Origin of the sequence: Flavobacterium sp. ZE23DGlu08, assembly GCF_030505335.1 — a bacterium.
Taxonomy (GTDB): domain Bacteria; phylum Bacteroidota; class Bacteroidia; order Flavobacteriales; family Flavobacteriaceae; genus Flavobacterium; species Flavobacterium algoritolerans.
This window is the reverse complement of the sequence record NZ_CP130045.1, coordinates 2,120,930-2,134,610: the sequence shown is the minus strand read 5'-3', so window position 1 is coordinate 2,134,610 and position 13,681 is coordinate 2,120,930. Positions and strand designations below refer to the sequence as shown.

The 13,681-nt window shown below is 36.1% G+C and carries 12 protein-coding genes and 1 pseudogene; 5 read left to right on the top strand and 8 right to left on the bottom strand.

The features are described 5' to 3' along the window. Positions 1 to 2: 2 nt before the first annotated feature. Complete coding sequence (locus Q1W72_RS09265) at positions 3 to 728, top strand: metallophosphoesterase family protein (protein ID WP_099716239.1); 726 nt, start codon at positions 3 to 5, stop codon at positions 726 to 728. A gap of 43 nt (positions 729 to 771) precedes the next feature. Next, positions 772 to 1,269: a DUF6646 family protein gene (locus Q1W72_RS09260; RefSeq protein WP_302134871.1), complete on the top strand. Its 498-nt coding sequence runs from the start codon at positions 772 to 774 to the stop codon at positions 1,267 to 1,269. Between the two features lie 93 nt (positions 1,270 to 1,362). Here the strand turns inward: Q1W72_RS09260 and Q1W72_RS09255 are convergent, their stop codons facing one another. From Q1W72_RS09255 to Q1W72_RS09245, 3 genes are all read right to left on the bottom strand, one after another. Then, positions 1,363 to 2,910 carry an aldehyde dehydrogenase family protein gene (locus tag Q1W72_RS09255; RefSeq protein ID WP_099714071.1) on the bottom strand — a complete coding sequence of 516 codons (1,548 nt, stop codon included), beginning with the start codon at positions 2,908 to 2,910 and terminating at the stop codon, positions 1,363 to 1,365. A 232-nt stretch (positions 2,911 to 3,142) separates the two neighbouring features. Then, positions 3,143 to 3,682, bottom strand: a complete 540-nt coding sequence (locus Q1W72_RS09250) for a 3-hydroxyanthranilate 3,4-dioxygenase (protein ID WP_099714070.1) — start codon at positions 3,680 to 3,682, stop codon at positions 3,143 to 3,145. Between the two features lie 40 nt (positions 3,683 to 3,722). After that, positions 3,723 to 4,829 (bottom strand): endonuclease/exonuclease/phosphatase family protein, encoded by a 1,107-nt coding sequence (locus tag Q1W72_RS09245; protein ID WP_302134869.1) that lies wholly within the window; start codon positions 4,827 to 4,829, stop codon positions 3,723 to 3,725. Positions 4,830 to 5,096: 267 nt separating this feature from the next. Between Q1W72_RS09245 and Q1W72_RS09240 the strand changes: the two genes are divergently transcribed. From Q1W72_RS09240 to Q1W72_RS09230, 3 genes are all read left to right on the top strand, one after another. Further along, a complete protein-coding gene (locus Q1W72_RS09240) occupies positions 5,097 to 5,993 on the top strand; it encodes an LD-carboxypeptidase (protein WP_199074826.1) in 897 nt (298 codons plus the stop codon). Between the two features lie 69 nt (positions 5,994 to 6,062). Then, positions 6,063 to 6,422: a YraN family protein gene (locus tag Q1W72_RS09235; RefSeq protein WP_099714068.1), complete on the top strand. Its 360-nt coding sequence runs from the start codon at positions 6,063 to 6,065 to the stop codon at positions 6,420 to 6,422. Positions 6,423 to 6,538: 116 nt separating this feature from the next. Then, positions 6,539 to 7,195 carry an aspartate kinase gene (locus Q1W72_RS09230; protein WP_099714067.1) on the top strand — a complete coding sequence of 219 codons (657 nt, stop codon included), beginning with the start codon at positions 6,539 to 6,541 and terminating at the stop codon, positions 7,193 to 7,195. Between the two features lie 102 nt (positions 7,196 to 7,297). Here the strand turns inward: Q1W72_RS09230 and Q1W72_RS09225 are convergent. The 5 genes and pseudogenes from Q1W72_RS09225 to Q1W72_RS09205 form a co-directional block, all read right to left on the bottom strand. After that, positions 7,298 to 8,064, bottom strand: a pseudogene (locus Q1W72_RS09225) (SDR family NAD(P)-dependent oxidoreductase). Between the two features lie 101 nt (positions 8,065 to 8,165). Beyond that, positions 8,166 to 9,095, bottom strand: coding sequence for an AraC family transcriptional regulator (locus Q1W72_RS09220; RefSeq protein ID WP_099714065.1), 930 nt, complete (start codon positions 9,093 to 9,095; stop codon positions 8,166 to 8,168). 86 nt (positions 9,096 to 9,181) lie between these two features. Next, on the bottom strand, positions 9,182 to 9,541 hold the full coding sequence (locus tag Q1W72_RS09215; RefSeq protein ID WP_099716237.1) for a VOC family protein: 360 nt from the start codon (positions 9,539 to 9,541) through the stop codon (positions 9,182 to 9,184). Between the two features lie 90 nt (positions 9,542 to 9,631). Further along, a complete protein-coding gene (mfd, locus tag Q1W72_RS09210; protein ID WP_099714064.1) occupies positions 9,632 to 12,997 on the bottom strand; it encodes a transcription-repair coupling factor in 3,366 nt (1,121 codons plus the stop codon). After that, a complete protein-coding gene (locus Q1W72_RS09205; RefSeq protein ID WP_099714063.1) occupies positions 12,990 to 13,595 on the bottom strand; it encodes a hypothetical protein in 606 nt (201 codons plus the stop codon). Before Q1W72_RS09205 ends, mfd begins: the two co-directional genes overlap by 8 nt. Positions 13,596 to 13,681 lie beyond the last annotated feature (86 nt).

Here is a 13,681-nt window from a genome sequence, read left to right as displayed (position 1 = left end):
ACATGAGAACACTTGTTATAGGCGATATCCACGGTGGTTTACGAGCATTGCACCAAATTATGGAAAGAGCCAACGTTACTAAAAATGACACTCTGATTTTTCTGGGAGATTATGTTGATGGCTGGAGCCAATCCCCTCAGGTACTCGATTTTATAATTGATTTAAAAACCAAACAAAACTGCGTTTGCATTAGAGGGAATCATGATGATTTATTGCTGGAATGGCTTGACGAAAGTAAAGACAATCTGTTGTGGTACAAACATGGTGGTGAAGCGACTGTTTTGGCCTACGAATCCGTTAGCGCAGAAACAAAGCAAAAACATATTGAATTCTTGAAATCATTAGAAAATTTTTATCTGGACGAGCAACGCCGTTTGTTTGTTCATGCTGGTTTTACCAATATGAACGGTGTCGATTTTGAATATTTTCCCGGGCTTTTTTATTGGGACAGAACCTTATGGGAAACAGCTTTGGCATTAGACAAAACCCTGAAAACGAATGACATTTTCTACCCAAAACGTCTTACGCTATACAACGAAATTTATATTGGTCACACGCCCGTTACGCGAATAGGCGAAACAACCCCAATTCAAAAGGCAAATATTTGGAATGTGGATACTGGCGCTGCCTTCAAAGGTCCATTAACCATTATGGATGTTGACACTAAGGAATTTTGGCAAAGCGAACCCTTGAATCAATTGTATTTTGACGAAAAAGGAAGAAATTAGGTTTTATTGCGCTACTTTTGCACCCACTTAAAAAATTAAAAGTATGAAAAAGATTACCACATTAGTATTGCTATTGACAGTTGGTTTGATCAATGCACAGGCTTTCAAAGGAAAAGGAGATGTTAAATTTGATGTTGGAGGTAACTTTCAAAACGGAGGATCTGGAATTCGTGTTTCTTCTGATTTTGGAGTTGGAGAAAACATGTCATTCGGATTCGTTACTTCTTATTTGTTATCCGTTTCTAATGATGATTTAGGAAACAAACCTGATTTTGGAGACAGAGTAGATATTAAAGGACAATTCAATGCAAACTTGGGGAATGTTTTTCAATTTGATCCAAAGATGGATATTTACCCGGGATTGGATTTAGGGCTACGAAATTTTGGTGCGCATTTAGGATTCCGTTATTTCTTTACCGAAGGTTTTGGTATTTTCTCCGAAGCTGGAATTCCAATCGCAACTTATAAAACGGATGCCGTAGGTTTTGATAAATTAAACAACCAGTTTACGTTTAATATTGGCGCTTCTTTCAATCTGTAAAAAGATTATTTGCAACGTTTACGAAGCAATTTGAATAAAAAAAGGCAATTTGAACTATTCAAATTGCCTTTTTTAGTTTGTTTTATTTTGTTTCTACAAATCAAATTTGATTCCTTGTGCCAATGGCAATTGGGTTCCGTAATTGATCGTATTAGTTTGTCTTCTCATGTAGGCTTTCCAAGCATCAGAACCAGATTCGCGTCCGCCACCGGTTTCTTTTTCACCACCAAAAGCACCACCAATTTCTGCTCCTGAAGTACCAATATTTACATTGGCAATTCCACAATCAGAACCCGATTGAGAAAGGAATAATTCCATTTCTCTCATGCTGTTTGTAAAAATAGAAGAAGAAAGTCCTTGTGGAACTCCGTTTTGCAATGCAATCGCTTCTTCAATTGTGCTGTATTTCATTACATATAAAATAGGGGCAAAAGTTTCTGTTTGAACGATGTCAAAGTGATTCTCAGCTTCAATGATACATGGTCTTACATAACAACCACTTTCATATCCTTCGCCTTCAACCAATCCGCCTTCAACGATGATTTTTCCGCCTTCTTTTTTGGCACTTTCAATCGCATCCAAATAATCCTTAACAGCTCCTTTATCGATAAGTGGCCCAACGTGATTATTCTCATCTAATGGATTTCCTATTTGCAATTGACCGTACGCGTTTTTCAATACGCTGATGGTTTTGTCATACACACTTTCGTGAATGATTAAACGTCTGGTCGATGTACAACGTTGTCCTGCTGTTCCTACCGCTCCAAAAACGGCTCCAACCAATACCATACTGATATCCGCATGTTCCGAAACAATAATCGCATTGTTTCCTCCTAATTCAAGGATGGTATTTCCAAAACGTTCTGCAACGGTTTTTGATACGTGACGTCCTATTCTGGTTGATCCTGTAAAAGAAACCAACGAAATTCTTTTGTCATTATTGATTAAATCTCCTGATTCGTTACCTGTTACTAAACAACTAACACCTTCGGGAACGTTATTTCTTTTTAAAACTGTTTTGATAATATTTTGACAAGCCACTCCACATAAAGGTACTTTTGAACTTGGTTTCCAAATCGCAACATCACCACAAACCCAAGCAATCATTGCGTTCCAACTCCAAACTGCTACCGGAAAGTTAAACGCCGAAATAATTCCAACCGTTCCTATTGGATGGTATTGCTCATACATTCTGTGCAAAGGTCTTTCAGAATGCATGGTTAATCCGTACAATTGACGGGATAATCCCACCGCAAAATCACAGATATCAATCATTTCTTGTACTTCACCATATCCTTCCTGAAGACTTTTTCCCATTTCATAAGAAACCAGTTTCCCAAGAGGCTCTTTGAATTTTCTTAATTCATCTCCCATCTGACGAACGATATCACCTCTTTTAGGAGCTGGAACCATACGCCATTCTAAAAACGCTTCCGAAGCTTTTTGCATTGCTTTTTCATAATCTTCTTTAGAAGACGTTTTTACTTTTCCAATTAAAGTCCCATCTGCTGGCGAATAACTTTCGATGATTTTTCCGTTGGCAAAATTAGCTGCTCCAGTTGATGTTCCTTCATTTATCTCCTCAATCCCTAATTGCTTAAGGGCTTCTTTGATTCCGAATTGATCTGCTATTGTTATCATTGTAACTTTTTTATTAAAAATTGTTATATTTTTTTACAAATATATTGATTTAAGGTGAAAAACTAAACATTGCTACTTTTATTTTACGCTTTTTAGTCCCGATAAAAGTTGCGTCCTTTTGTAGTCTCATTTTTTTTACAAGACCACAAAAGATAGAACGAATAGCGGGGCACGAGCGAAGCGAACTAACGAAGTAAATAGCTCCTAAAACTGAAATAAATTCAGCATTAAATTATTTCTTGGCAACAAATCTTGGATCTGTTTCCATTACACTGCCACATTTTTCGCAGGTTCTCAACTTTTCTGAATTGTAAAAATGTTCAAAATGAGGCAAGAAATCATTCTCGATATTATGCAATTCAAAATAAACCTCATGTAGCTTGTGATTGCAGGTATCACAAAACCACAATAAACCATCCGTATATCCTTTTCCAGCTCTTTTTCGTTCGATGACAAGTCCTATAGAACCTTCGGAACGTACCGGAGAATGCGGAATTTTAGCAGGATTAAGGTACATATCACCGGCACGCAATTCCATTTCTTTGCGCACACCATCTTCTTGAATAATCACTTTGATGGTGCCTTCAAGTTGGTAAAATAGTTCTTCGGTTTCGTTGTAATGGTAGTCTTTTCGGGCGTTTGGACCCGCAACAATCATAACGATATAATCACCGGATTCCCTGTACAAGTTTCTATTACCAACGGGTGGTTTTAGGAGATGACGGTTTTCGTTAATCCATTTATTGAGGTTGAAAGGTTTTGCAATTGCCATGATTTTTATTTTAAATGTAAAGTTATGAAATAATAAATCGTTATTTTTTTTCCTTAATCAAATAAATATACACCGGAAAATGGTCGCTAAACCCTATTTCGGTGTTAGAATGTCGCAACGGATACCCTTTATATTGTCCGCTGGTTTGTATCAAAAATGACTTATTATAAATTCCGGCTTTCCAATATCGAAAGCTCGAATAATCTGATTGCAGTAAGGTTTCGGAAACCATTATTTGGTCAAAAACATCCCATGCATCCCGAAATGCGATAGTTCCAAATCCTTTTTTGGCCATTTCTTCGAATGGATTATAAATCCCAAAAGGAAGTACTTCTGCCTTTTTTGCTTTGGCGCCAAGCCCAATTTTGACACTTTTATTATACGGACCGTCATTTAAATCGCCCAAAGTAATCACTTTTGCATTTGGATTTATCCGTTGCAACGAATCGATTATTTTTCGGTTTAATGCTCCGGCGGCTTCCCGAAACGGACTTGATTTTTTCTCTCCGCCAGAACGGGACGGCCAGTGATTGACAATAATATTGATTTCCTCGCCGTCCAGGAATCCGGTTACCAACAATTGATCTCGTGTATAAACCCGATAATTTTTGGTGCTTATTTGCAATTCATCATCTGTTTTTTCTTCAAAACTGGCTTTACTTTCACTTGTATTTCCGCTTTCTTTATAAATATACAACGGAATATTGCTGTAGCTCGTGGGCTGAAATTTCTTTTTTTGAAACAACAGCGCCACATCAATTCCTCTTTTGTCGGGCGAATCAAAATGGATGATGCCGTAGTCTTTCTCTATTAATTTGGGTTGCTTGACTAAATCTTCCAAAACGCTTCTGTTTTCTATTTCGCACCCGCCAATAAAAGTGGGCAAATCAGTATTTTCAGCAGAACCTATTTCAGATAAAACGCGGGCTAAATTCCCCAGTTTCTTTTCGTATTTATCAAATGTCCAACGTTGCAAACCGGTTGGCGTCCATTCTTCATCAAAAGTGGCAGGGTCATTTATAGTGTCAAAAAGGTTCTCGAAATTATAAAATGCAACGGTATGAATGACGTATTTTTTCTGTTGTGCAGTAGATTTTACTATTGGAAAAAATAAAAAAAGAACAGGAATCCAGTACGTAATTCTCATAGGCATCATTTATTTCCAGTCGTTGATTAGATTCCTTTTTGAATCTGTTTATTGTAAAAATAGTCATTTGGTCGTGAACTTAAAATTATTTTCTAATTGTCTATCTTTGTTTTTGTCTTTTAAGACTCCATGATTCCAAATATTTTAGAAAAACAATAAAACATGAATGCAAACCGATTTACTTTTACACTACACCATTCTGTTTTATATAAATTTCTATTCCTTATTTTTGTTTTACAATCTTTCAACAGTCAAGCCCAATACAAAATGATTACACCACCAAGTTTACAAAAAGGAGATACCGTAGCAATTTTGGCAACAGCCAGAAAAAATATAGATGACAACCTGAAACCCGCTATCGATTTGTTGCACAGTTGGGGACTGGAAGTTGTTATTGGCAGCACCATAGGTTTAGACAACGATCAATTAGCCGGAACTGACGAACAACGCGCTGCCGATTTTCAGCAACAACTGGACAACCCAAATATCAAAGCCATTTGGTGTGTAAAAGGCGGATATGGAACTGTACGAATGATTGATTTATTGGATTTTACTGCGTTCAAAAAAAATCCAAAATGGATTGTTGGATTTAGCGATGTCACTGTTTTACACAATCATTTGAATACTATGGGTTACAAATCCATTCACGGAATCATGCCAATAACCGCTCCTAGAGCCACTCCTCAAGCCATAGAAACCTTACGAATTGCGTTATTTGGTGAAAAATTGTCGTATGAAATAGATCCTTTCCTGATGAACAGACCCGGAAAAGCTACCGGAGAATTAGTAGGCGGAAACTTATCGATTCTATACAGTTTGTTTGGCTCACCATCAGCGATTGACTGCGCTGATAAAATCTTGTTTATAGAAGATTTAGACGAATATTTGTATCACATTGACCGCATGATGATGAATTTAAAACGAAACGGTTGTCTCGAAAGCATCAAAGGAATTGTTGTGGGTTCCATGACAAAAATGAAGGATAATGATATTCCATGGGGGAAAAATGCCATTGAAATTATCGAGGATGTTACCAAAAAATACAATATTCCTATCTTGTATAATTTTCCAGCCGGTCATATTCAAGACAATAGAGCTTTAATTTTAGGGAATAATGTCACTATTAATGTCAATGAAAAATGCAGTACGCTGGTTTTTGAATAATGGCAATTTGATTTTTGATTGCAGAAGTTTATAAACTGAATACTGCAACTGAACACTGAAAACTTTTTTATGGCGGAACACAACGAGCTCGGAAAACTTGGAGAAGAAATGGCAGTTGAATTTCTTAGGAAAGACGGCTATACTATTTTAGAAACCAATTGGACCTTTCAAAAAGCCGAAATAGACATTCTTGCCCAAAAAGAAAATACACTCGCCGTTGTCGAAGTCAAAACGCGTTCCTCTTTGGAATTTGGTTTGCCTCAGGATTTTGTAAAACCAAAAAAAATTCAGCTACTTGTAAAGGCCGTAGACGCTTTTGTAAACGAAAGAAATTTAGATGTTGAAGTCCGTTTTGACATAATTGCCATCCATAAAGAAGGTAAATCTTTTGTAATTGAGCACCTTATAGATGCTTTTTTTCATTTTTAAGTAATTTTTTGAATGTTATATTTGTAACAAATTGTTTTTTTATTTACATTTGCCATGTTTTTAACACACAACTAACTAAACTTACAAATCTAACTAACTAAAAAAACTTAGAAATTATGAAAACTGTTTCTTCTATTGTAGAAAATTACATCAAAACAAAGCCTTTCTTGTTGAATGCGTTATCACTTGGAATTATCAATTTAACGTCATTATCCCGAAATATAATGACCGAATTAGAAAGTGAATTTGGCAAAGAAGTAAAACAAGGCGCTGTTGTAATGGCTTTAAAAAGATTAACGGAAGAATTAGACTTCAGGTTAAACCATAAAATTAACAAAGTCATCAAGAATATTGGGGAAATCACCGTTCGTTCTGCTTTGACTGATTATACTTATGCTGCATCAGAAACCGTTTTGAACAAGCAAGCCGACTTAATTACTGACATCAATGCTTTTCCGGATATTTTTTACACTTCCTCCAGAGGTGTGAATGAAACTAATATCGTGGTAAGCAATAGCATCAATCACTTAGTTGACAAGCATTTTGCCAATGAAAAATTGATTCAAAAACTAGACAATCTGGCTTCGATTACGGTAAAATTACCTAAAGAAAATATTGTCGTTCCAGGGATTTACTATTTTATTTTTCAACGTTTGGCTTGGGAAGGAATCATCATCAATGAAGTAATTTCGACTTCTAATGAGTTCACCATTTTAGTGAGCGAAGAACAAGTGGATGTAGCTTTCAAAGTTATTAAGGATTTGAAGAATTAGAAATCTCATATTCTATAATTTTAAAGCTTCCATCCTACTAGGACTGGAAGCTTTTTTATAAAATAATATTCTGTTATTGTATTTCTAAACAGCAGTTTAAAATTACAAATTCGTTCCTCCCGAAACTTCTAAGCGTTGTCCATTCACCCATTTAGCATCGTCTGTACACAAAAATGCTACAACGCTTCCAATGTCATCCGGCAAACCTACACGTCCTAAAGCTGTTAATGAAGCTATCAATTGGTTTAATTGTTCGTTATCACGAACGGCTCCTCCACCAAAATCAGTTTCTATTGCACCCGGAGCCACAATATTGACTCTGATTTTTCTTTGCCCAATTCCTTCGCTTGGTATTTGGTCAATGTTTCCATTGCTCCTTTCATACTCGCATAAGTTGAATATCCCGGAAATGAAAAACGGGTCAATCCTGACGAAATATTTACAATTCCACCACCATCATTCAGTACTTCCAAAGCTTTTTGAGTCAGAAAAAAGGGTCCTTTGAATTGAATATTAACCATATCATCAAATTGAGCTGTACTTGTTGTCGCAAAACTTTCGTGAAGTCCAACACCTGCATTGTTGATTAAAAAATCAATTTTTTCGGCACCAAAAGTGCTTTTCAAAGCGCTCGCTACATTTTGAAAAAACAAATCAAAACTACTCACATCAGCAACATTCAATTGAATGGCTGCTGCTTTTTGCCCCAGTTTTTCGATTTCAGCAACAACATCATCCGCTTCGGTTTTTTTGCTGTTGTACGTTAGGATTACATCAAGCCCTTTTTTGGCAAGATTCAAAGCCATATCTTTTCCTAATCCACGGCTTCCTCCGGTAACTAATGCTATTTTATTGTTCTTGATTTCCATGTTTATTATTGTTTTAAATTAATACCACAAAATTAATTCAGATGTAAAGCTTACCAATTGTAAATATCAATCCAGAGTTTGCGAAATTCAAATCAATCTCTTTATACTCGAAAAGCGATAGGTGTCAACGTTGTTTGTTTTTTGAAAAAATTAGAAAAATGTGCCAACTCTTCAAAACCGAGTGAATACGCAATTTCCGAAATATTCCAATCGGTTTCTTTTAAAAGAATCTTGGCTTCATGTATTAATCGGTCACTGATTAATTCAGTAGTCGTTTTACCTGTGTTCTCTTTTAAAACTTTATTCAAATGGTTGACATGAATGGACAATCGAGTGGCAAAATCTTTGGCAGATTTCAATTCAAACCGTTGTCGAGGCGACTCTATCGGGAATTGTCTTTCGAGTAGTTCCACAAATAAGGAAGAGACTCTGGCTGCCGAATTGTGTTTTGAATATAAAGCAGTTACCGGTTGTAGTTTCTGTCCAAAGTGTATTAACTCCGCTACATAATTCCGAATCAAATCGTATTTATAAACATAATCAGAATTGATTTCTTTATGTATCTTTTTGAATATCAAATCAATTTCTATTGCCTCTTCATCAGAAAGCTCAAAAACAGGATAGCCGTCTGATTTAAAAATAGGAAGTTCGTCAAGTACAATTCCGCTTTTATCTTTTGTTAAAAACTCGCTCGTAAAAACACAAAAATTTCCCGATTGCTGCGTGTCTTGCGGTACATAATGATACGGAATTTTTGGCGTAGCAAATAAAAGAGCATTCTTTTCAATGTCAATTACTTTATCTGCGTATTCCGCTCTGTTTTTCCCTCGTATCAAGCTTATTTTATAATACGCTCTCCGGTCATAAGGCATAAAAGACTTGTCCTTTAGCCTTTCATAAAGTTCTTTGATATTAAAAACATTGAAATGACCAATCTCTTTTTGGATGCCTTTAGGTAATAATGTATTTGGTTCTGTACCCGAGTCTCCAGAGATTTCCTGGTAAAACTCGTCTATTGATTTTAATTTCATTGAGAATGAATTTGTAAAAATCAAATATACAAATTAAAACCAAAACCTTCATCCTTTAAAAGGTTAAACGCTTTCGCCAAAATAATTTAGTATATACTCTGCCCAAAAGTCAGCAGATTATTGTCTGGATCAAGTAATGAAAATTCTTTTTGTCCCCAAGGTTTAATCTCTAAAGGTCCATTTGGGTGGATGCTTGTTTTTTTGTCCAATAATGATTGGTACAATTTGTCAATATCGTCCGTTCTGATATAAACTTGTCCGTAATTTTCTTTTGGATCAAGTTCTTTAAATTCAAAAAAATGAATTTGAATACTGTCTTTTTGCACCATAAGGTAGCCGTCAAAATCAGCACTCCCATATTCCTCAAAACCCAATTCGTTCAAATAGTAGTCTCGCGTAATCGCTTTATTACGCATCGGCAGTTTGGGATTAATATCTGTAAGCATATCATTTGGATTTAATTTGTTCAATGCAAGTCAAATTTAAAAATAACTCTTCTTTTAATTTCAGTCACTGTCAAATTGAATATTTATCCTCTATTTTCCCAATAACTCCATCAATTCCAAAGCAGTTCTGGTATTCTTTACATTGTCAAAAGTCAATAGCAATCGTAACCCTGCTGGCGTTTGTTTTTCTTTCATTTTACAAATAGAACTGTGTTTTTGCACAAATTGTAGCACCTGATAAAAACGATTGGACTGGTAATAATCTGATTGTTGATCAGATACAAAATAACCAATCATCTTGCCTTGTTTCATCACTAATTTCTCGATTCCAATGCGAGTCGCAATCCATTTGATACGAATGCTATTCATCAAAGCATTGGCTCGTGGTGGCATTGGACCAAAGCGGTCAATCAATTTATTTTGGAAAATGATGAGTTCTTCTTCATTTTTTACAGCACCTAATTCATTGTACAAACTCAATCGTTCCGAAACGTTATTGATGTATTCATCCGAAAACAACAACTCAAAATCGGTATCAATTTGCAGGTCTTTTACGTATTCTTTGGTTTCCAAATTATTTTCTTCCGGATATAAATCCTTGAATTCATTTTCTTTCAATTCGTCGATGGCTTCGTTCATGATTTTTTGGTACGTATCAAAACCAATTTCGTTGATGAAACCACTTTGTTCGCCTCCCAATAAATCTCCGGCACCACGAATCTCCAAATCTTTCATCGCAATATTGAATCCACTTCCCAGTTCACTAAACTGTTCCAAAGCCTGAATTCTTTTTCTGGCATCATCGGTCATGGCAGAATACGGCGGACAAATAAAATAGCAAAACGCTTTCTTGTTGCTACGCCCTACTCGACCCCGCATTTGATGTAAATCAGACAATCCAAAATTATTCGCATTGTTGATAAAAATCGTATTTGCATTAGGAACGTCTAAACCGCTTTCGATAATTGTGGTTGCCACCAAAACATCAAATTCTCCGTTCATGAAAGCCAACATTAATTCTTCGAGCTTTTTTCCGTCCATTTGACCGTGACCAATTCCAACTCTGGCATTTGGGACCAAACGCTGAATCATTCCAGCAACTTCCTTGATATTTTCAATTCGATTATTAATAAAGAAAACCTGTCCGTTACGCTGAATTTCATACGAAATCGCATCCCGAATCAACTCTTCACTAAAACCTACTACATTCGTTTCAATAGGATATCTGTTAGGCGGAGGCGTTGTAATTACTGATAAATCGCGCGCTGCCATCAACGAAAACTGCAACGTTCTCGGAATTGGAGTTGCTGTCAATGTCAAAGTATCGACATTCGCCGCAATGGTTTTGAGTTTGTCTTTTACGTTGACACCAAATTTTTGTTCCTCATCCACAATCAGCAATCCAAGGTCTTTGAAAACTACATTTTTGTTGACTAATTGATGTGTTCCAATCACAATATCTAGTTTTCCTTCGGCTAATTGTTTTAGCGTTTCTGCTTTTTGTTTGGCCGTTCTGAAACGGTTTAAATACCCAATAGAAACTGGCATATCTTTCAATCGTTCCGTGAAAGTGCGGTAATGTTGGTACGCCAAAATCGTCGTAGGAACCAAAATTGCCACTTGCTTACTGTTGTCTACCGCCTTGAAAGCGGCGCGAATGGCAACTTCCGTTTTACCGAAACCTACATCACCACAAACCAAACGATCCATCGGGCGGTCGCTTTCCATATCGGCTTTTACTTCTGCAGTTGATTTGGTTTGGTCCGGCGTATCTTCATAAATAAACGAGCTTTCTAGTTCGTTTTGCAAATAACTATCAGGTGCAAACTGAAATCCTTTCTCCAGTCTTCTTTTGGCATACAGTTGAATCAAATTGAATGCAATATGTTTGACACGCGCCTTGGTTTTTTGTTTTAAAATCTTCCAAGCATTCGAACCCAATTTGTAAATTTTGGGCGGCGTTCCGTCTTTTCCGTTGTATTTTGAAATTTTGTGCAGCGAATGAATACTCACATACACAATATCATTATCGGCATAGACCAACTTAATTGCTTCCTGTGTTTTGCCTTCGACTTGTATTTTTTGTAATCCTCCAAAACGTCCAATTCCGTGATCGATGTGTGTCACATAATCACCAACAGACAAAGTTGTGAGTTCTTTTAAAGTGATATTCTGTTTTTTCGAATAGCCATTTTTGATGCTGAATTTATGGTAGCGTTCAAAAATTTGATGGTCGGTGTAACAGGTTATTTGGTTTTCCTCGTCGATAAATCCTTGGTACAAAGGCAAAACAACGGTATGATATTGTTTTCTGATATTCTCCGAATTGGCCTCATCCAAGGTTTCGAAAATATCATGAAATCGTTTGGCTTGTGCATCATTGGAACAAAACAAATAATTTTTGTAGCCGTTGAAATGATTTTCATTCAGATTATTCAACAACAAATCAAATTGTTTGTTGAACGACGGTTGCGGCTGAATGTGAAATTCGAATTTTTTGTTAGTTCTAAAAATAGGTTTCGAACTCAATTCCACAATGGAAAAATCCAACGCTCTTTTTATAAATTCGGTTTGATTCAAGAACAATTTTTCTGGAGATGACCGTTTTATTTCCTGCGACAATTTTGCGAAAGCTTCTTCGGCTTTGCCAAATTGTTTGTCTAATTGTGCTAAAAAATCTTCGGTGTTCTGAATAAAAATTACCGTTTTCTCCGAAATATAATCTAAGAAACTTTCGCGGTTTTCCTGAAAAACTTTATTCTCCACATTGGGAATTATAGTAATCTTTTTTTGCGTTTCAATGGACAATTGTGTGGCTACATCGAAGGTACGAATGCTCTCCACCTCGTCTCCAAAAAACTCAATTCGGTACGGATTATCATTCGAAAAAGAAAACACATCGACAATTCCTCCACGAACCGAAAATTCTCCGGGTTCTGTAATGAAATCAACTCTTTTAAATTCATATTCGAACAAAACTTCGTTGATAAAATCGATGGAAATCTTGTCACCAACAGCAACTTTCAACGTGTTTTTATCCAATTCTTTTCGGGTAACCACTTTCTCGAATAAGGCTTCGGGATAGGTGACAATAACGGCTGGTTTTTTACGGGAATTGATTCGGTTTAACACTTCGGCGCGAAGCAAAACATTAGCATTATCAGTTTCTTCAATTTCGTAAGGGCGACGAAATGAACCGGGATAAAAAAGTACATCTTGCTCCCCAATCATTTGTTCCAAATCATTCAAATAATACGCCGCTTCTTCTTTATTGTTTAAAACAATCAAAAAAGGAAGTTCGGCTTTCTTGAAAACAGATCGAATTACAAACGAAAGTGCAGAACCCAAAAGTCCCGACAGTTGCATTTTGACTTGGTTGTTTTCCAATAAACGAGCAACAATTTGCTGGGTTTTTGGCGAATTATCGTAGGTATTGTATAAGGCTGTTTTACTCAACGCGTGGCAGATTTGGGTCGATAACTGGTGTATTAGGAATGGCTCTTGTGGTGTCCATCATTTTCAATAAATCAGATTCCCCTTCTTCAAGCGGAATTCTACTTTTCTCCACAATTTTGTCCATTTGTCTTTGTAACGAAACCAATTCCAAGTTGATTTCTGATACTAATAATGTCACTTTTTTATCCGGAATATTATCCAAATGAATGAATAAATCCAACAAACGTACTTTAGTAATTAAAGTCGAAATCCTACTTTTTATTTGAGGTTTATTGTATTCATACGGAATATTAGTGTTCAAAGCCATTACTTTTTTAGAAAGTGCTTTCGATTTTTGCTGAAAAGCGCCAATGGTTTTTTTAGGTTTCAAGGCTAGTTCAGCCAAAAAAATGCGCCATTCATTCCAAGATGCGATGCTTTTTTCAGAAGCTTCCGTTACAGGTGTGTCATAAAAAACCCAACCTTTCTCTATGTTTTTGAAAATGACTTCTCTTTTTTGCATCTCTTTTTTATTTTCGGCAATGCGTTTTTGATTGTCATTTTTACAGGACAACAAAAGAAAAACCAGAGAAAAGAAAACTGCTATTTTATATTTCATGTGTGGCTATTTATCGTTTTTTTAATGGCTGAATGTAATTCACATACGCTCTTAATTTTATAAATTAGAACGAGTTATGCTCCTTT